At 68.6% G+C, this 19,735-nt stretch carries 16 protein-coding genes and 1 pseudogene; 9 read left to right on the plus strand and 8 right to left on the minus strand.

Annotated elements, in window-relative coordinates; translation table 11 throughout:
• The first annotated feature begins 23 nt into the window (after positions 1–23).
• From HWX03_RS03785 to HWX03_RS03800, 4 genes and pseudogenes are all read left to right on the plus strand, one after another.
• Positions 24–374 (plus strand): metalloregulator ArsR/SmtB family transcription factor, encoded by a 351-nt coding sequence (locus tag HWX03_RS03785; protein WP_175870298.1) that lies wholly within the window; start codon positions 24–26, stop codon positions 372–374.
• Entirely contained in the window at positions 364–798 is a 435-nt protein-coding gene (locus HWX03_RS03790; protein WP_175870299.1) for a YeeE/YedE family protein, read from the plus strand. Before HWX03_RS03785 ends, HWX03_RS03790 begins: the two co-directional genes overlap by 11 nt.
• Position 799: 1 nt before the next feature.
• On the plus strand, positions 800–1,222 hold the full coding sequence (locus HWX03_RS03795) for a DUF6691 family protein (RefSeq protein WP_175870300.1): 423 nt from the start codon (positions 800–802) through the stop codon (positions 1,220–1,222).
• Positions 1,223–1,247: 25 nt separating this feature from the next.
• Positions 1,248–1,587: pseudogene (locus HWX03_RS03800) on the plus strand (PLP-dependent aminotransferase family protein); the annotation flags it as partial.
• Positions 1,588–1,671: 84 nt separating this feature from the next.
• On the opposite strand, the gene HWX03_RS03805 reads toward HWX03_RS03800, so the two are convergent.
• The 3 genes from HWX03_RS03805 to HWX03_RS03815 form a co-directional block, all read right to left on the minus strand.
• Positions 1,672–1,950, minus strand: coding sequence for a hypothetical protein (locus HWX03_RS03805; protein WP_175819426.1), 279 nt, complete (start codon positions 1,948–1,950; stop codon positions 1,672–1,674).
• 96 nt (positions 1,951–2,046) lie between these two features.
• A complete protein-coding gene (locus HWX03_RS03810) occupies positions 2,047–3,384 on the minus strand; it encodes a cytochrome c peroxidase (protein WP_244132568.1) in 1,338 nt (445 codons plus the stop codon).
• A gap of 44 nt (positions 3,385–3,428) precedes the next feature.
• On the minus strand, positions 3,429–4,892 hold the full coding sequence (locus HWX03_RS03815; RefSeq protein ID WP_175870302.1) for a metallophosphoesterase: 1,464 nt from the start codon (positions 4,890–4,892) through the stop codon (positions 3,429–3,431).
• Positions 4,893–5,055: 163 nt separating this feature from the next.
• On the opposite strand from HWX03_RS03815, the gene HWX03_RS03820 reads away from it, so the two are divergent.
• Positions 5,056–5,910, plus strand: coding sequence for a class I SAM-dependent methyltransferase (locus HWX03_RS03820; protein WP_175870303.1), 855 nt, complete (start codon positions 5,056–5,058; stop codon positions 5,908–5,910).
• Positions 5,911–6,004: 94 nt separating this feature from the next.
• Here the strand turns inward: HWX03_RS03820 and HWX03_RS03825 are convergent, their stop codons facing one another.
• From HWX03_RS03825 to HWX03_RS03845, 5 genes are all read right to left on the minus strand, one after another.
• Complete coding sequence (locus tag HWX03_RS03825; RefSeq protein WP_175819430.1) at positions 6,005–6,316, minus strand: hypothetical protein; 312 nt, start codon at positions 6,314–6,316, stop codon at positions 6,005–6,007.
• A complete protein-coding gene (locus HWX03_RS03830) occupies positions 6,313–8,334 on the minus strand; it encodes a BCCT family transporter (protein ID WP_175870304.1) in 2,022 nt (673 codons plus the stop codon). The genes HWX03_RS03825 and HWX03_RS03830 overlap by 4 nt, the downstream gene beginning before the upstream one ends.
• Positions 8,335–8,642: 308 nt before the next feature.
• Positions 8,643–9,830 (minus strand): porin, encoded by a 1,188-nt coding sequence (locus HWX03_RS03835; protein ID WP_175870305.1) that lies wholly within the window; start codon positions 9,828–9,830, stop codon positions 8,643–8,645.
• A gap of 107 nt (positions 9,831–9,937) precedes the next feature.
• Positions 9,938–12,358 (minus strand): glycoside hydrolase family 31 protein, encoded by a 2,421-nt coding sequence (locus tag HWX03_RS03840; RefSeq protein ID WP_175870306.1) that lies wholly within the window; start codon positions 12,356–12,358, stop codon positions 9,938–9,940.
• Between the two features lie 27 nt (positions 12,359–12,385).
• The gene (locus tag HWX03_RS03845) at positions 12,386–13,657 is read right to left on the minus strand and encodes an MFS transporter (protein WP_175870307.1); all 1,272 of its coding nucleotides are present in this window, start codon (positions 13,655–13,657) and stop codon (positions 12,386–12,388) included.
• Positions 13,658–14,130: 473 nt separating this feature from the next.
• On the opposite strand from HWX03_RS03845, the gene HWX03_RS03850 reads away from it, so the two are divergent.
• The 4 genes from HWX03_RS03850 (at position 14,131) to gsiB (ending at position 19,692) form a co-directional block, all read left to right on the plus strand.
• Positions 14,131–15,075, plus strand: a complete 945-nt coding sequence (locus HWX03_RS03850; RefSeq protein ID WP_175870308.1) for a MurR/RpiR family transcriptional regulator — start codon at positions 14,131–14,133, stop codon at positions 15,073–15,075.
• A complete protein-coding gene (locus HWX03_RS03855) occupies positions 15,072–16,070 on the plus strand; it encodes an isoaspartyl peptidase/L-asparaginase (RefSeq protein ID WP_175870309.1) in 999 nt (332 codons plus the stop codon). Before HWX03_RS03850 ends, HWX03_RS03855 begins: the two co-directional genes overlap by 4 nt.
• A 25-nt stretch (positions 16,071–16,095) precedes the next feature.
• Complete coding sequence (locus HWX03_RS03860; protein ID WP_175870310.1) at positions 16,096–18,000, plus strand: dipeptide ABC transporter ATP-binding protein; 1,905 nt, start codon at positions 16,096–16,098, stop codon at positions 17,998–18,000.
• Positions 18,001–18,129: 129 nt separating this feature from the next.
• On the plus strand, positions 18,130–19,692 hold the full coding sequence (gene gsiB / locus HWX03_RS03865) for a glutathione ABC transporter substrate-binding protein GsiB (RefSeq protein WP_175819438.1): 1,563 nt from the start codon (positions 18,130–18,132) through the stop codon (positions 19,690–19,692).
• Positions 19,693–19,735: the final 43 nt, after the last annotated feature.

Below are 19,735 nucleotides of genomic sequence, written 5' to 3' on the forward strand. Positions count from 1 at the left end.
TCTTTAACCGTATTCCTGCTCCGATGAACGACGATCTTCCCGCCGGGCTGCCCGGGCCCGATCAGATGCGCGCCGCCGCCGAATCGGCCTGCGCGCTCCTCAAGGTGATGTCGAATCCCGACCGGCTGCTGCTGCTGTGCGAACTGTCGCAGGGCGAGTGCTGCGTGAGCGATCTCGAGGCGCGACTGGACATCCATCAACCGACGCTGTCGCAGCAGCTCGGCGTGCTGCGGGACAACGCGCTGGTCCGTACGCGCCGCGAAGGCAAAACCATCCGCTATTCGCTCGACAGTCCGGCCGTGGTCGCGGTGATGGATGTGCTGTACGAACAGTTTTGCGGAGCGGCCGCGAAGGAGGCGCGCGATGCAGGTTGATGCGTTTCATTTCACGCCGTGGCTGTCGCTGGCCGGCGGCGTGCTGATCGGGCTCGCGGCCGCGTGGCTCGTCGCGTTCAACGGCCGGATCGCCGGCATCAGCGGGATCGTCGGCGGCTTGCTGACGGCGGGCGGCGCAGAGCGCGGCTGGCGCGCGGCGTTCATCGCCGGGATGATCGCCGCGCCCGTTGCGATGCGCTTCGTCGGGAGCAGCCTGATACCGCAGATCGACGCCAGCTGGCCTGAATTGCTGGCGGCCGGGCTGCTGGTCGGGATCGGCACACGGTACGCGGGCGGCTGCACGAGCGGTCACGGCGTGTGCGGGATCTCGCGCGGAGCGCTGCGTTCGGTGGTCGCGACGGCGACCTTCATGGTCGCCGGCTTCGCGACCGTCTTCGTGCGGTTGCACGTTCCGGGAGGCTGACATGCAGGCAGGATTCGCGTTTCTGGCGGGGCTGCTGTTCGGCGTCGGCCTCATCGTGTCGGGCATGGCCAATCCGCAAAAGGTGCTCGGTTTCCTCGACCTGGCGGGCCGGTGGGATCCGTCGCTCGCGTTCGTGATGGCGGGCGCGATTGGTGTCGGGGTGTTCGCGTTCGCGTGGGCGAAGCGCCGGACACGGTCGTGGCTCGGCCTGCCGATACAGTTGCCGGCGTTGCGGGCGATTACCGTGCGCCTGGTCGCGGGAAGTGCGGTGTTCGGCATCGGTTGGGGGCTTGCCGGGTTCTGCCCGGGGCCTGCGATCGTGTCGATCGGCTTCGGGTCGGCCAAGGGGCTCGGGTTCGTCGTCGCGATGCTGGCCGGGATGGCGCTGTTCGAGTGGATCGAGCGCCGGCGTAACGGGCGGTGAGGCAGGGGCACGCTCGCTGGGCACGTACGATCGGCACCTGCACCGGTTCCGCGAACGGTTGGCGCGTGCAGCGCGACGTGACGATCGACGCGATTGCGCGGCATTTCCCGGCCGGCACGCGGATGAACCAGCCGCCGGGCGGGATGCTGCTGGGGATCGCGTTGCCGGAAGGCGTGCGCTCCGATGCGCTGTTCGATGCCGCGCTGGCGCATGGAGTCAAGATCGCGCCCGGCTCGATCTTCTCGAATTCGGATCGTTTCGACGGCTATATCCGGCTCGCCTGCACGCGCGTATTCGATGCGGCGCACGAAGCGGCGTTCGACACACCCGGCCGCCTCGTACGGGAAGCCACGGCGGCCGCGTAAGCGCGACGGCGGCGGCCGGCCGGACTTCCGAATACGCGAGTGCGCCGGCCGGACGCGGTACCGAAGCGGCAAGCCGCCGCCATTTCATCGGCCGACCGTGTGCGTGGCGAGGTGCTGGCGAATCAGCGACAGGTAACGATCGCCGACCGAGAAATCGCGGGCCGCGCGCGGCCGGGCGGCGGCCGGCCGCAGCGTGGCCGGTACGCTCATGCCCAGATACCGGCACACGGCCGACGGAAAGGGCTTGCGCGTATGCCCAAGCTGACGCGCCGCGCGCTCGACGCGGGCATCGCCGACCTGGGCACGAAGCCACGCCAGTACTTGGCGATCGGTGTCGTTGACGATACGGACCAGATGTTCCATCGCGCACCTCACTGTTCATAAATACAGTACTGTAAATATAACCAGTGTTTGCGCTAACCGCAAGCGGCGGCGTGTCGGCTGGCCGTTCGGCCAGGGTCAGCGCACCGGCGCGGCGGCGCGCGTGATCCGGGCCGCGGGAGCGGCCGGGGCGGCGCGGCCGGTATAGCGCGCGTCGGTCAGCGTGCCGAGGAACGCGACGATGTCGTCGATTTCCGCGTCGGTCAGCGCGGGCGGCGTGCCGGGCCGGCGGTTCATCGGTGTCGAGTTGACGTTGATGTTGCCGCGATAGGCGGCCGGCACGTCGTCGAACGTGTTGGCGCCGTGATACCAGAAGCCCGGATCGGTCGAACGCGTGTTGTAGAACGCGACCGCGTCGCGCAGCGTCGTGAACACGCCGTTGTGCATGAACGTCTGCTTGACCGCGACGTTGCGCAGCCCCGGCGTGCGCAGGTAGCCGCACCATTGCGTCGGTTCGGGCCAGCGCAGTCGTCGTGCGGTGTCGCACAGCCCGTTGTCGAAATGGCGCGGATCGCGGTTCGCCGGCAGCGCACGGTTGCGCGGCACCGCGATCGCGTCGTAGCCGAAATCGGTGAACAGCGAGCGCTCCGGGCGGCTCGACGTGTCCGACAGCGTATGGCAGGTCATGCAATTGCCCTTGTCCGGATTCCGGAACAGCGCGAGGCCGCGCATCTCGGCCGGCGCGAGCGGCGTGCGCGTGCGCAGGAACGTGTCGAAGCGCGACGTGAACGGCGCCATCTCGTCGCTCTGCAGATAGGCTTCGACGGCCGAGCCCAGCGCGCGCACCAGTTGCTCGGGATCGCGCCGCACCGGCGCGCCGAAGCGCGCGGCGAGATCGGGCGCGAGTTCGGTCGCATCGACCTTGCGCAGCAACGCGGCCGGCGACCGGTTGTTCATCTCGTTCGGATCGAACAGCGGCCCGCGGATCTGCTCGGCGAGCGTATCCGCGCGACCGTCGCTGAACAGGCCGCCGAACGGCGACGGCGCGGGCGCATCGTCGTCCTGGTAGAAATGGCGGCGCGGCACGTAGCGCACATACAGCAACGACGGTGCGTTGCGCTGGCTGAAGCGCCCGGGCCGGCTGCCTTCCGGCACGCCGGGCCCCGCGAGCGACGCGGCCGACAGCGTCGGCGCGAACGCGCGGCCCGGATCGTGGCAGCCCGCGCACGACATGCCGCGCGGCTCGGACAGCCGCGGGTCGAAGAAGATCCGGCGGCCGAGCGCGACGAGCGTCGGGTCGGGCGCGAAGCGCGCGGTGGCCGCGTCGATCTTGCCCGTTACCTGCGGCGTGCCGGTGCCGATCGTGTCGACGACACGCGACGGCGGCGCGCCGGGAAGCAGCACCGTTTCGGCCGGTGCGGCGTGGGCCGAGAGCGTCAGGCCGGCGAGCACGGTTGCGGCAAGCGTGCGCAGCATCTGCCGGCCACGCACCCCGTGGCCGTCACATCGAACTTCTTCCGTCACGGCGCGATGAACCCCGTCTTGTCGCAGGCGAGCGTCGTGCCCGACTGGTTGCACGACGCCAGTAGCTTGCCGGCCGCCGAATATGCGCGGAACACCCAGCCCGTCGCCGGTGCGGCGTTGCGCTCCATGATCAGGAAGCCGAAGCTGTTGTTGTGCGACAGCCGCTCGATCACGGCGCCCGGCGCGGGCGTCAGGCCGGCCGGGAACGGGTCGGGCAGTGCGACGTCGAGGTTGTCGCCGCCGTTGCCGGACACGATCGTCGCCGGGTGCCCGGACGAGAAGTTGATCGCCTGGAAATCGTGCACGTGACCGTGCAGCGCGACGTGCACGCCCGGCGGGTAGTACGCCTGCGCGTTGAGGCTCGACATCACCGACTGCAGCGCGAGGTTGCCCGGCGCGGGCGTGCTGCCGGCGATCGGCGCGAACGCGAGGATCGGATGATGGTTCGTGAAGATCGTCGTCGTCATGCCGGCTTTCGACGCGAGCGATGCGACCGTCTGGAACTGCTTCTGGTAGATGCCGAACTGCGCGTCGGTCGTCTTGAGCGGCGTGCGGCCGACCTTCGCGGTGTCGAACACGATCACCTGCGAGCCGCCGCCGAGCGACACCGCATAGGGTTCCGAATAGTTCGCGTTGTTGTCGTTGGCCGGATCGTCGCACGACCGTGCGGCCGAATACGGGCGCGGGTCGAGGAAGCGGAACCAGCCCTGGCCCGCCCGCGCGCATTCCTCGTGGTTGCCGCGCACGACGACCCACGGCGCCTTCGCGAGCAGCGGCGCGGCCGGACGGAACAGGTCGGCCTGCCACGTATCCCAGCCGTAGCCCCACGGGCTGTCCTTGCAGCCGGCGATGTCCGGTGGGCACGCGTTCTCGCGATAGTGGTAGTCGCCGACGTGCAGCACGAGATCGGGCGACAGCTTCGCGACGCTGGCCGCGATCGTGTCGAGCGGCCAGACCGCGGCATCGTTGCACGCCTGCCATGCGTTGTCGGCCTTCTTCATCCGGCAGCCCGTGTCGGCGATGATCGCGATGCGCTGCGGCTGCGCTTTCGGCAGCGGCAGCGTGCGGCCCGCGACGCTGGCCGCCTGCGCGCCGGTCGGCAGCGTCACCTCGCAGACGGACACCGGGAAGCTCGACGGCTTCGAATCGGCCGGGTCGCTGGCGGTCGGCCGCTGGGCGACGGTCGCGGCGCCCGCGCGCAGTGCCATGCGCGACAGCTTGCCGTCGACGGTCAGTTGTGGGCACAGTGGATCGCCGGCCGACGCGGGCGTGTAGTTCGTGATCACGCGCGCGATCGCCTGGTTCGCATCGCCGATCTCGACCCATGCGGCCTGGATGTTGGCCGACGCGCTGGCCGGATCGTCCGGCGTATCGATATGATTCGAGCACGCGGACAGCGCGGCGAGGACAGCAAGCGGGGCGCAGCGCACGAGCAGCGCGCGCGTGAGGAATCGTCGCATGGGAGGGAGAGGCACCGTAGGAAAGTCGTCAACGATACGCAGCGCAAATGTAAGAAATATGAAAAAAACGGGGCGCGACGCGGGCGCACACTGGCCTTGACTTCAAGCCGGCTTGAAGCAGCACAGTCCGGTTCGTCATCAATGAATCGAAAGGGAATCGACGATGGAAGCCAACCGGCCCAACGAAGCGCAATCGGCGCTATGGAATGGTCCATCGGGGCGCGCATGGGTCGATGCGCAGGCGCCGATGGACCGGATGTTCGAGCCGTTCGAAACGCTGCTGGCGGATGCCGCGGCAGCGTCGTCTGCAACCCGCGTGCTCGATGTCGGCTGCGGCACGGGCGCGGTCACGCTCGCGATCGCGCGGCGGCTCGGCGCGAGCGCGCAGTGCACGGGCATCGACATTTCGGCGCGGATGATCGACGCCGCCCGGGCGCGTGCCGAACGCAACGGCCTGCGCGCGCGGTTCGTGTGTGCGGACGGGCAGACGCATGCGTTCGAGCCGGCGAGCGTCGACCTGATCGTGTCGCGCCTCGGCGTGATGTTCTTCGACGATCCGGTGCGGGCGTTCGCGAACCTGCGGCAGGCGGCGCGTCCGGGCGCGCCGATGCGGTTCGTCGCGTGGCGCGGCGCGGCCGACAACCCGTTCATGACGACGGCCGAGCGGGCGGCCGCGCCGCTGCTGCCGAACCTGCCCGCGCGGCAGCCCGGCGCACCGGGGCAGTTTGCGTTCGGCGACCGGCAGCGGATCGCGTCGGTGCTGTCGGACAGCGGCTGGGTCGATGTTGCGATCGAGCCGGTCGACCGGGCATGCGTGCTGCCGGCGTCCGCGCTGGACGACTACATTGCCCGGCTGGGCCCGGTAGGCCTTGCATTGCTGGAGACGGACGAAGCGACGCGGCGGCGCGTGATCGACACGCTGCGCGCAGCGTTCGAGCCGTACGTGCAGGGCGCCGAGGTGCGTTTCGATGCGGCGTGCTGGCTCGTGATGGCGCGCGCGCCGACCGCAGATGTGTAGCGTGAAAGCAGCGGATCAGGGAGGGATCGGCCGCCCGTCCGCCCCGCACGTGACCGTGCCCGCGTGACGAAGCGGCCGTGACGACGCGCGGGCGTCAGCGCTTCCGCGCGCGCAGCATCAGCCACGCGCAGCCGCCGGCCACCAGCACGAGGCCGAGCAGGACGGCCTCGACGCCGAGCGCGAAACCGGGCGGCATCTCGCCGCTGTTCGGCACCGGCGACAGGTTGCCGCCCATCGCGACGGCGCCGCCGGCGAGCAGCGCCGCGCAGACGATCCAGTAGACCTTGCCGAGCGGCGCCGCGGCGCGGATTCGCCACAGCGCGACGCCGGCGCCGCCGAGGTACAGCACGGCGAGCGTGCCGAGCGCGATGACGTCGACAGCGCGGCTTTGCAGCAGTCCGCTCATTCGGCCTCCGTCGCGTGCCCCGGCGCACGGCTCAGCAGGTGCGTGCGTTTGTCCGCGGCGAGCGACACGTAGCGCTCGTACTGGCGCAGCACGTCGGCGATCACTTCGTCGCCGCGCAGGTATTCGACGTCGTAGCCGAGCCGGCCGTCCTCGAAAAACGTGACGATGCCATGGACGTGCGCACGCGACTCGTCCGGCTCGGCCGCCTCGCGCACCAGGAACGCGGCCGCGGATTTCGCGGTGACGCGCACGCCGTACACGAAATCGCGATGTTCGGCGGTCGGCACGGTGAGCCGCACCGCATCGTCGCTGTCGCGCTGCACGTGCGCATCGACGCCGCTCGCGCGCAGCTCGTCGGCGACCTTGCGCAGCGCGGGTTCGACCGTTTCCGCGACGAACTGGCGCGCCTCGGCCTCGGTCGTCTGCCGCAGGATGTGCGTCAGGCGATGGCGCCAGTGCTGGCCGGTCCAGAAGCTCGTTGCAGGCGCAACGTCCTGCGAATAGTGCGCGCGGTCGGCCGCGAGCCCGCGCCACAGCCCGTAGCAGAGCGCGAGCATGATGAGGGCGACCGGCAGCGCGGCGATCAGCGTCATCGCCTGCAGCGCGCCGAGCCCGCCCGCGACGAGCAGCACCGCGGCCGTTACGCCGAGCAGCGCGGCCCAGAACAGCCGCTGCCAGACCGGCGAATGCGCGTTGCCGCGCGTCGCGATCTGGTCGATCACGAACGCGCCCGAATCGGCGGACGTGACGAAGAACACCGCGATCAGCACGATCGCGACGATCGACAGCAGTTGCGACAACGGCAGGAAATCGAAGAAGCGGAACAGCAGCGCATCGACGTTGGTTGCCGTCTGCGCGAGCGCGCCGGCCGCGCCGTGCGTATCGAGCCAGATCGCGCTGTTGCCGAACACGGTCATCCAGACGAGGTTGAACGCGGTCGGCACGAGCAGCACGCCGATCACGAACTGGCGGATCGTGCGGCCGCGCGAGATGCGCGCGATGAACATGCCGACGAACGGCGACCACGACACCCACCACGCCCAGTAGAGAATCGTCCAGCCGCCGAACCAGCCTTCCTCGCGCGGCGACGCGTATGCATAGGTGCGGAACGACAGGTCGACGAGGCTCGACAGGTACTGGCCGATGTTGTCGCCGAGCGCGCGCAGCAGGAATGCCGTCGGGCCCGCGATCACCACGAAGGCGAGCAGCAGGAACGCGAGCAGCAGGTTCAGCTCGGACAGCCGGCGCACGCCCTTGTCGAGGCCGGTCGCGGCCGACACGCCCGCGAGGATCACGACCACCGCGACGAGCCCGATGCGGAACAGGTTGCTGCCCGTGTCCCACCCGGCGACCGTATGCAGGCCCGCGCTCAGCTGCATCACGCCGTAGCCGAGCGTCGTCGCGATCCCGGCGACCGTGCCGACGAGCGCGAACGCATCGACCGTGTGACCGATCCAGCCGTTGATGCGCTCGCGCAGCACCGGATACAGCCCCGAGCGCAGCGTGAGCGGCAGGTTGTAGCGGAAGCCGAAGTACGCGAGCACGAGCCCCATCAGCCCATAGATCGCCCACGCATGGAAGCCCCAGTGGAAGAAGGTCATCAGCATCGCCTCGCGCGCGGCGGCGGGCGTGCCGGGATCGACGGTCGGCGGCTTCAGGAAATGCTGCATCGGCTCGCCGACGCCGAAGTACATCAGGCCGATGCCCATGCCGGCCGCGAACAGCATCGCCGTCCACGACACGAAGCTGAATTCGGGTTCGGCATCGTCCGGGCCGAGCCGGATGTTGCCGAAGTCGCTGGCGGCGATCAGCACGAGAAACACGAGGAAGCCGGTGACGGCGAGCACGTAGAACCAGTCGAACCGTGCGATGACCCATTGCTGGCCGGCGGAGAACAGTGCGCCGGCTTCGCTCGGGCGCAGTGCGCACACGACGAGTAGCGCGCCGATCACGGCGAGCGCGGGCAGGACGACCTGCGGCTTGAATGTCGTGCGGGGCGAGGGACGGGAATCCGGCATGGCGGGCATCCAGTTGTGGGCGCAACGAAGCGCGACGCCGCCCGGCGCGCACGTCGCGCGTCGGACCCTGATACGGCGTGCGTCGAGTGTACCTCGGTGTCAGGACTGCAAGAAGGGGCATGCAGAAGGGATGAGCCTGACGGATTGTAAGGTATCGGGGCGATCGCGAAAACCCGCGCGGTGCGTGCGGCGGGCCGGCGAGGCGGGGAAAACGCCGCGGCGAATGCGGATCGGGCGCCCGGACGGCGCGCGCGGCATGCGCATCGTCCGGGGCGCAGGCGGCGCACGGAAGGCGCCGCCGGGCGGGTTCAGAACGTGACGGCGATCCCGGCCATGCCGACGAACTGGCCGTGCGTCGTCGACGGCGTGAGCTGCTGCGAATCGCCGACGATCGGCGCCGCGTCGACGATGTGGCCGGCACCTTGCGCGCCGAGCGTCCGCCCGCTCGAATGCGTGTACGCCTGCAGCGCATAGAGCGTCGTGCGTTTCGACAGGCTGTACGATTCCTTCAGCGAGACCTGCTGATAGCGGGCCGCGTTCGCGACGCCGTTCGCCTTCGACGCGAGCGTGTACGCGAATGCGCCGGCCACCGAGAACGTCGGCGTGAAGCGGTACGCGGCAAGCGCGCCGTAGGTGTTGAACACGGCCGTGTCGGTGAACGCCGAGCCGTTGCCGGGCAGGTACTTCACGTTCGAATAGTTGAGCCCCATCGTCAGGTCGCCGAGCGTGTAGTTGCCGGCCGCCGCGACCTGTTCGACGGCCTTCGCGGTCAGGTAGCCCTGGTTCAGCACGGATACCGCGAAGCTGCCCGACGGCGCGGTGGCCGGGTTCAGGAAGCCGGTGGACGAACCGGAACTGTTGATCCGCAGGTAGCCGGCCGCGATCCCGATCGGCCCGTTCGCGTAGCGCAGCGCGGCGCTGAACGTGTTGCCCTTGCCGGTCGCGCCGGCAATGCCGCCGAATGCATACATCGCGCTGGCGGTCAGCCCGGCGAAGGTCGGCGACGTATAGGTGACCGAGTTGTTCACGCGGATCGTCGTGTCGAGGCCGTCGATGTCGCCCGGATGCGCGCCGGTGGCGCCCGTCAGCCAGCTGCTCGACGCGTACGGGCCGACGAACAGGAAGTAGGGCGTGTACTGGCGGCCGGCCGTGACCGTGCCGTAGCGAACGTTGCGCAGACCGACGAAGGCCTGGCGATTGAATATCGTGCCGGCGGCGGCCTGCGCGCCCGTATTCAGGTTGAAGCCGGCCTGCAGGTCGAAGATCGCATGCGTGCCGCCGCCGAGATCCTCGTCGCCGCGCAGACCGAACTTCGACGCATACAGGTTGCCGTCGCGCATGTACACGTTCGAGTGTCCCTGCTGGTTGTTCACGTACGCGAGCGAATCGTCGACGACGCCGTACAGCGTGACGCTGCTCTGCGCGTGGGCGGCGGTCGTGCCGAGCGACGCGGCCGATAAAATAAGGATTGCGTAACGGTTGACGGGTGCTTTCATTGTCGATCTCCGGAGTCTCTTCATCTTTTCAACGGGGGCGGGAGGTCGAATGCCTCCTCTGTGGCAGGGCGGCGAGCCGCGCGAACGGCCCGCCTGATCGGGTTTGCTCAGTGGTCGAACGCGACGACGAGGCGGCGCCACGCACCGTCCCGCGCATCCTGCTCGACACGCGCATCGCGCACGGCAACCGGGCCGTGCAGCGACGCGGGCAGCAGGATCTCGACGCGGTCGGCCGGGCGCGCGGGGCGGCCGTCCCAGCGGACCGATACGCCGAGCACGCCGGACGCCTCGCGGCCGGTCTCGATGCGCCACAGTCCGTATTCGCCGTCGCGCCACGCTTCCGTCTCGCCGTCGTCCTCGACGCATTCGCCGTACGCGACGCCGTCCTCGATGCGCGGTGCGACGAGGAAGCCGCGCGTGTCGGCGCGCGCACCGAAATGCTGTTCGGCGACGTTCAGCGGCAGCACGCGGCCTTCGCGCAGCAGCATCACCGGCGTGTCGAGCGGCGCGGGCAGCGTCACGCTCGCGCCGCCGTCGAACGATTGCGCGCTCGCGCAGCACGTCCAGCGTGCGCCCGACGGCAGGTACACCGTGCGCTCCGTCTGGCCGGGATCGACGACCGGCGCGACCAGCAGCGCGTCGCCGAGCATCATGTCGTCGCATGCGTCGTAGCAGCGCGCATCGCCGGGGAAATCGGCGAAGGTCGGCCGCAGCACGGGTTCGTAGCGCGCCGTCGACAGCCACAGCAGGTGATAGAGGTAGGGCAGCAGCCGGTAGCGCTGCTTGATCAGCGACGCGACCTGCGCGGTGATCTCCGGGTACATCCACGGTTCGTTGACGGTGCCGTCGTCGTTCCACGAATGGATGCTGAAGCGCGGCATGAAGATGCCGAACTGCACCCAGCGCAGCAGCAATTCGGGCGACGGCGCGGGGCCGGAGAAGCCGCCGATGTCGTGGCCGATGTTCGACACGCCCGACAGCGCGAGCCCGAGGCCCATCTTCAGGTTGTAGCGCAGCGTCTCCCACGACGTGTAGTTGTCGCCGGACCAGGTCTGCACGTAGCGCTGCATGCCGGCGCCGCCGGAGCGCGACACGAGGAACGGCCGCCGCGCCGGCGCATGTTCGCGCTGCGCGTCGCGCGACGCGCGCATCATCAGCATCGTCTGCAGCACCTTCGCTTCGCGCGCCGGAAACGGCTCGCCGAAGCCGTGCGCGATCGCGTCGGGCGACCAGATCTCGTATTCGTTGTTGTCGTTCCAGGTCGACTCGATCCCGTATTCCAGCAGCGCCGACGTGACCTGCTCGCGCCACCAGCGGTACGCGTCCGGCTGCGTGAAGTCGAGGTACGCGCCGACTTCGTCCCAGAACTGCACCCATGCGGGTTCGCCCGATGCCGAACGGATCAGCAGCCCGCGCCGCGCGGCTTCGTCGAAGGCGGGATGGTCGCGCAGCAGGCACGGCTTGATGTTCGCGCACAGGCGGATGCCGTGGTCGCGGTAGTGCCCCACGAAGCCCTTCGCATCGGGGAACTTGTCGCGGTTCCAGTTGAACACGTAGCGCTTCGCGCCGATCGACGTATAGCCCGACGACAGGTGGAACGAATCGCACAGGATATCGTGCGCGTCGCACTGCTCGACGAACTGGTTCATCTGCTGCTGCGCGTCCGGCGCATCGGTGTAGCTCATCGTCGAGCCCGAATAGCCGAGCCCCCATTTCGGCGTGCGCGCGGGGCGCCCAGTGAGCCACGTGAAGCGCCGCGCGGCCGCGAGCGGCGTAGCGGGCGACGCGATGAAGTAGTAGTCGAGATCGCCGTGCTCGGCGACGAAATAGCGATAGAGCCCGTGATAGTTGTCGAGCTCGCGGCCCATGTCGAACGCGCAGTCGGACAGCGTGTCGTAGAACAGCCCGAACCCCTGGCACGCATCGGGCGACCACGTGATGTAGAACGGGATGTGCTTGTACAGCGGGTCGGTGTACTTCGCGCTGTAGCCCATCGCGTCGATGTTGCGCATCTCGAAGCGCGCGCCCGTGCGGTCGAGTTCGCCTGCGCGTTCGCCGAGGCCGAACGCCTTGTCGCTGCGCTCGCGGGCGACGTAGTGATACGCGCGATCGTCCCACCAGCCGAAGTTGTACGCCTGCGTCGCGCGGTCGGCGAGCGCGACGCGCCATGCACCGTCCGCGCCGCGCATCGACCACGTGCAATGGCCGCCTTGCCGGCGCACCGCGAGCCGGATCTGCGCGGTTTCGATGCGCACGCCGTCGTCGTCTTCGACGAAGTCGTAGTGGGGCAGCGCGAAGCCGCCGAGGTCGAGGCGGTCGCGCCCGTCGAGCGGCACGTCGTCGAGACCGGGCGCGATCGTCCACGTGCGCGGGTTGCGCGCGGTCGCGTCGGGCAGCACGCGCACGCGCACGATGTCGTCCTCGAGCACGAAGATTTCGAGGGTGGCACCGGTATCGGATGCGAGCAGCACACGGTTCGCCTGACGGTCGGCGACGCGGAACACGGGCGGATGAAGGAGCGAAGTCATGAATGCGATTCCTGGTGGAAACGGAGGTCAGGCGTGCTGCGCGAGCAGGCGTTCCTGCTTCGACTGCCCGCGGATCAGCACCGCGAGCAGCGTGACGCCGATGAGGTCGAACAGGCCGAGGCACGCGAACAGCGGCGCATAGCCGATCTTGTCGGCGAGCGCGCCGACCAGCAGCGAGAAGCCGAGGCCGCCGATCCACGCGGCCATCCCGGCGAAGCCGCTCGCGGTGCCGACTTCCTCGGGATCGAAGACGTCGGCCGACAGCGTGTTGACGAGCGCGGAGATCATCTGGTGCGCGAAGCCGCCGACGCAGAACAGCGCAATCGCCGTGTACGGCGACGACACGAGCCCGATCATCGCCGGCCCGAGCATCAGCACCGCGCCGAGCGCGACGCCGGCGACGCGCGACCACACGAGCGGCAGCTTGAAGCGATTCGCGAGGTAGGGCGACAGGTAGCCGCCCGCGATGCCGCCAAGGTCGGCCGCGAGAAACGGCATCCACGCGAACACCGCGATCTGCGTGAGCGGCATGTGGCGCTCGGTGGCCAGATACAGCGGAATCCAGAAGCTGAAGGTCTGCCACGCCGGTTCCGCGAAGAAGCGCGGCAGCGCGATCGCCCAGAAGCGCCGTGCGGTGACGACGTCGCGGATGCGGCGCTTCGACACGGGCGGCATCGTGGCCTGGCCGTCGCGGATCAGCGTGCGCTCCTGCGGCGTGAGACGCGGATGGTCGGCGGGGGAACGGTACTGCGTGTACCAGAGCGCGGCCCACGCGAAGCCGAGCGCGCCGGTGACCATGAACGCGGCTTGCCAGCCGAACCGCATCGACAGGAACACGACGAGCGGCGGCGCGATCGCGGCGCCGAGCGACGTGCCCGCGTTGAAGTAGCCGACCGCGACGGATTTCTCGCGATCGGGAAACCATTCGGCGACGGCCTTCATCCCGGACGGAATCGCGGCGGCCTCGAACAGGCCCAGCAAGCCGCGCAGGATGCCGAGCGACAGCCAGCCGGATGCGAAGCCGTGCGCGACGCCGACCACCGACCATAGCATCGCGAACAGCGCGAACCCGAGCCGCAGCCCGATCAGGTCGACGATGAACCCGCATACCGGCTGCATGATCGTGTAGCCGATCTGGAACGCGCCGACGATGTACGAATACTGCTGCGTCGAGATCGCGAACACCTGCTTGAGCTCGGGCGCGAGCACCGCGAGGGAATTCCGTGCGAGGTAGTTGAGGATCGTGCCGAGACACACGAGCACGATGATCCACCAGCGCAACGCCTTGACTGTCTTCACTGCTGTCTCCTGTCAGGGAGGGCGGGCGCGCGGCGCCTGCCCGGTCCATGAAGGCCATCCGTCGGAGATGGCTTGTTTCGTTTTTGTTCGTACGATGTCCGATCTTGATGTGCGCCGGTTTTAGCCGGTTTATATCGAAATCAGGGTGTTCGAGCGAAAATTCAGTCGTCATCGCGCTGCGATGTTATCTGACGACTGATCATTTTCGAACATCCTATGTTCGAATACGAATCCGGTCAACGTGAATCTGCATTCGAATGAACGTACTCGGGGTTTTCCCGATGAGTGGACGGCACCCGGTGAGCGGCGACCCGCGGCGCTCGCCAGCCAAGGCCCGTGCGGCGGGGCCGAGCGAGCTTCTCGGCGGTCGATGGATGTCCGGCGGGGCGTGACAACCCCGATGAAAATTTATTTCTTTTCGAGAAGCGGATTGTGTAAATTGATTTTCATTGAACCTTGCAACGACCCTTCGCATGACGCCTTTCGTTCAGCCCGATGTCAGTCACGACGAACCCGCGATCGCCGAGCGGATCGCGTCGGCGATGCCGTTGATGACGCCGATTCACCGGCGCATGGGCGAATTCGTGCTCGCGAACCCGTTTCGCGCGGCGACGATGCGGATCGACGAGCTCGCGCAGGCCGTGAATGCGTCGATCGCAACCGCGAACCGCTTCGCGAAGGCGCTCGGTTTCGACGGCTATCCGGCGATGCGCGCGGCGCTCGTGCGCGGCTTCGAGGCCACGCTCGGGCCGGTCGAACGGCTGCGTTCCGCGCAGGAGCAGGAGTCCGGCGTGCGCGGCGCGGTCTGGATCGACGCGGTGTTCGACCAGGCTGCCGCCAACATCGAGAACACGCGCGCGCACCTGGACGCGGCCGATGTCGAGGCGGCGGTCGAGGCGATCGTCGGCGCACGGCGCGTGCTGATTCTCGGCGCCGGGTCGAGCGCGTTCCTGGCCGGCTTGATGGAGCACGGACTGTCCGTCTGCCATGACAGCGTGCAGTCGCTCGCGCTGCTTGGCGGGCCTTCGCATGCGGCGCGACGCCTGTACACGGCCGATTCGCGCGATCTCGTGATCGCGCTCGCGTTTCCGCGCTACGTGAAGGACACGGTCGAGCTGGCCCGTCGTGCGGCGGCGCGCGGCGCGGGCGTGCTCGGCATCTCCGACGGCCCGCAATCGCCGCTCGCACCGATCGCGTCGCTGAACCTGTACGTCAAGGCCGAGCGGCGTTTCGCGGCCACGTCGGAAGCCGCCGTGCTCACGATGATCGAGGCGCTGATCGATGCGGTCGCGCTGCGCACGCACCGGTCCGCGAAATCCGCCGCCGAGATGACCGAATTCCTGCTGCCGTGGCTCGTGCAGCCGCAAGCGGCCTTGTCGGCCGCCAACCCTTCTTTCCCCCGTCCGAAAAAATCATGACTTCACCCGCGATCGTCGCGATTCACGGCGGCGCAGGCACGATCCTGCGCGAAGCGATGGATACCGACACCGAACGTCGGTACCGCGCCGAACTCACCGCGATCCTGCAGGCCGCGCAACAGGTGCTGGCCGATGGCGGCAGCGCGCTCGACGCCGTCACCGTCGCGGTGCGGATGCTCGAGGATTGTCCGCTGTTCAACGCCGGGCGCGGCGCCGTCTATACGGCGGAAGGCAAGCACGAACTCGACGCGGCGGTCATGGACGGCGCGACGCTCGGCGCCGGCGCGATCTGCTGCGCGACCCGCGTGCGCAATCCGGTGCTCGCCGCGCGGCGCGTGATGGAGGCGAGCGAGCACGTGCTGTTCGCCGGCGCGGGAGCCGATGCGTTCGCGGCCGCGCAGGGGCTCGAACTCGCCGAGCCCGGCTACTTCGACACCGAATCGCGGCATGCGCAGTGGGTCAAGGCGCGCGCGGCAGCCGGCATGATGCTCGATCACGATGCGGCGACGTTCGCGTTCGGCCAGTCGCAGCAACAGGCGCAGCCGGCCGAGCCGCTCGATCCGGACCGCAAGCACGGCACGGTCGGCGCGGTCGCGTGCGACCTGAACGGCCACATCGCGGCGGCGACGTCGACGGGCGGCATCACGAACAAGCAGCCGGGGCGCGTCGGCGATTCGCCGATCATCGGCGCCGGCTGCTACGCGGACGACGCGACCTGCGCGGTATCGTCGACGGGCACCGGCGAGATGTTCATGCGGCTCGCGACCGCCTACGACGTCGCCGCGCAGATCGCGTATCGCGGCGCGTCGCTCGCCGATGCCGCGCACGACGTCGTGATGAACAAGCTGCCGCGCCTGGCGGGCCGCGGCGGGATCATCGCGGTCGACGCACAGGGCAACATCGCGATGCCGTTCAACACCGAAGGGATGTACCGCGGCTACGCGCGCGTCGGTGAAGCGCCGGTCGTCGGCATCTACCGCGACGACGCGGCCTGATTCCGGATCGCACGAGGAGAGATGCATGACTTCGAGCCGTAACCCGTCGGTCCTGGCGCTGCCCGAGCAGCGCGTGGTGGCCGTCGACGACCTGTCGGTCACGTTCCGCCGCGAAAACGCGACGTTCGACGCGGTGCGCAACGTGTCGTTTCACGTCGATCGCGGCGAGACGCTCGCGATCGTCGGCGAATCGGGCTCGGGCAAGTCGGTCACGTCGCTCGCGTTGATGCGGCTCGTCGAGCATGGCGGCGGGGAGATCACGAGCGGCCGGATCGCGTTCCGGCGCCGTGGCGGCGCGCTGGTCGATCTCGCGCAGGCGAGTGCCGCGACGATGCGCGGCATCCGCGGCGCGGACATCGCAATGATCTTCCAGGAGCCGATGACGTCGCTGAACCCGGTGTTTACGGTCGGCGACCAGATCAGCGAGGCGATCGCGCTGCACCAGTCGAAGGGCGCGGCCGAAGCACGCGCGGAAGCGCTGCGGCTGCTCGATCTCGTGCGCATCCCGGAAGCGCGCCGCGTGTTCGTGCGTTATCCGCACCAGCTGTCCGGCGGGATGCGGCAGCGCGTGATGATCGCGATGGCGCTGTCGTGCCGGCCCGCGCTGCTGATCGCCGACGAGCCGACGACCGCGCTCGACGTGACGATCCAGGCGCAGATCCTGCAACTGATCCGCGGGCTGCAGGATGAAATGAACATGGGCGTGATCTTCATCACGCACGACATGGGCGTGGTGGCCGAGGTCGCCGACCGCGTGCTCGTGATGTACCGCGGCGAGAAGGTCGAGGAGGGCGAGTCGGACCGCATCTTCGCGACGCCCGCGCATCGCTACACGCGGGCGCTGCTCGCGGCCGTGCCGCGGCTCGGCTCGATGCAGGGCACCGACGCCCCCGAGAAGTTTCCGCTGTTGAAGGTGGACGGCACGAGCGCGGCCCCTGCCGCCCCGATCACGGCGTCCGCCGCGAACGACGCGCAGCCGCCCGTCGATCACGCCGCGCCGCCGATCCTGCGCGTGCGCGATCTCGTCACGCGCTTTCCGGTGAAGAGCGGCGTGTTCGGCCGCGTGTCGCAATACGTGCATGCGGTCGAGCGCGTGAGCTTCGAGCTGCGCGCGGGCGAGACGCTCGCGCTCGTCGGCGAGTCGGGCTGCGGCAAGTCGACCACCGGCCGTTCGCTGTTGCGCCTGGTCGAATCGCAGAGCGGCTCGATCGAATTCGACGGCCGCGACATCAGCGCGATGAAGGGATCTGACCTGCAGGCGCTGCGTCGGAACATCCAGTTCATCTTCCAGGACCCGTTCGCGTCGCTGAACCCGCGCCTGACCGTCGGCTTCTCGATCATGGAGCCGCTGCTCGTGCACGGCGTCGCGAGCGGCCGCGAAGCGCAGGCGCGCGTCGACTGGCTGCTCGACAAGGTCGGCCTGCCGCCGGAAGCCGCGCGCCGCTATCCGCACGAATTCTCGGGCGGCCAGCGCCAGCGGATCGCGATCGCGCGTGCGCTCGCGTTGAACCCGAAAGTCGTGATCGCCGACGAGTCGGTGTCGGCGCTCGACGTGTCGGTGCAGGCGCAGATCGTCAACCTGATGCTCGACCTGCAGCGCGAGCTGGGCGTCGCGTATCTGTTCATCTCGCACGACATGGCAGTGGTCGAGCGCGTCAGCCATCGCGTCGCGGTGATGTATCTCGGCCAGATCGTCGAGATCGGCCCGCGCCGCGCGGTGTTCGAGGCGCCGCAGCATCCGTACACGAAGAAGCTGATGAGCGCGGTGCCGGTGGCCGACCCCGCGCGCCGGCATGCGCCGCGCCAGCTCGCGGCGGACGAGATTCCGAGCCCGATCCGCGCGGTCGGCGACGAGCCGGTGATTGCGCCGCTCGTCGCGGTCGGCCCCGATCATTACGTCGCGACGCATCGCGTCGGCGGCGCGTACTGAACGCGCGGGAGCTTGCATATGGACCGAAGCTGCGCACGAGCAAGGCAACGGCGTCTTTTTCCCGAAAGGGTGCAGTCACGCCGCGATTTCCATCACGCGTTACCGAATCATCCACAGGAGCCCAACAAGATGAACAATCCGTATTCGTTCCCGATGTTCCGTCCGCGCGCGCTGCTCGCCGCGGGGGCCGGCGCGCTCGCGTTGTCGGTCGCGGTGCCCGCGTTCGCGCAGCAGAACGTCGTGGTCGCCGTGTACTCGACGTTTACGACGATGGACCCGTACGACGCGAACGACACGGTGTCGCAGGCTGTCGTCAAGTCGTTCTACGAAGGCCTGTTCGGTTTCGACCGGAACATGAAGCTCGTCAACGTGCTCGCGACCAGCTATACGGCGTCGCCGGACGCGAAGGTATACACGGTCAAGCTGCGCCAGGGCGTGAAATTCCACGACGGCACCGACTTCAATGCCGCTGCGGTGAAGGCGAATTTCGACCGCGTGACCGATCCGGCGAACAAGCTGAAGCGGTACGGCCTGTTCCGGGTGATCGAGAAGACCGAAGTGGTCGATCCGAGCACCGTGCGGTTCACGTTGCACGAGCCGTTCTCGGCGTTCATCAACACGCTCGCGCACCCGTCCGCGGTGATGATTTCGCCGGCCGCGCTGAAGAAGTGGGGGCGCGACGTGTCGCTGCATCCGGTCGGCACCGGGCCGTTCGAGTTCGTCGAATGGAAGCAGACCGACGACATGAAGGTGAAGAAATTCGCCGGTTACTGGAAGAAGGGGTATCCGAAGATCGACGCGATCGACTGGAAGCCGGTGGTCGACAACAACACGCGCGCCGCGCTGATCAAGACCGGCGAGGCCGATTTCGCGTTCACGATTCCGTTCGAGCAGGCGAACGATCTGAAGAGCAATCCGAAGGTGGACCTGATCGAGGCGCCGTCGATCATCCAGCGCTACATTTCGCTGAACACGCGGCAAAAGCCGTTCGATAACCCGAAGGTGCGCGAAGCGCTGAACTACGCGGTCAACAAGGACGCGCTCGCGAAGGTCGTGTTCGCCGGTTACGCGACACCGCAGACCGGGGTTGCGCCGATTGGCGTCGAATACGCAACGAAACTCGGGCCCTGGCCGTATGACCCGGCGAAGGCTCGCGCGTTGCTGAAGGAGGCCGGCTATCCGAACGGCTTCGAATCGACGCTCTGGTCCGCCTACAATCACACGACGGCGCAGAAGCTGATCCAGTTCGTCCAGCAGCAGCTTGCGCAGGTCGGCGTGAAGGTGCAGGTACAGGCGCTCGAGGCCGGCGAGCGGGTCGCTCGGGTGGAGAGTGCGCAGGATCCGGCGAAGGCGCCGGTGCGGATGTACTACAGCGGCTGGTCGGCGTCGACCGGCGAGGCGAACTGGGCACTGTCGCCGCTGCTTGCTTCGGAGTCGGCGCCGCCGAAGCTGTACAACACGGCGTACTACAAGAACGGTCTGGTCGACGACGATCTCGCGCAGGCGCTCACCACGACCGATCGCACGAAGAAGGCCACCCTCTACGCCGATGCGCAGAAGCAGATCTGGACCGACGCGCCGTGGATCTTCCTCGTGCAGGAGAAGATCGTCTACGCACGCAGCAAGCGCCTGCAGGGCATGTACGTGATGCCGGACGGCTCGTTCAACTTCGACGAAATCTCGCTGAAATGACGGCGGTTCGCCCGCCATGCGGTGCCGGCGGCGCAAGCCGCCG

This window comes from Burkholderia sp. BCC0397 (assembly GCF_902832865.1).
In the GTDB taxonomy this organism is placed as follows: Bacteria; Pseudomonadota; Gammaproteobacteria; order Burkholderiales; family Burkholderiaceae; genus Burkholderia.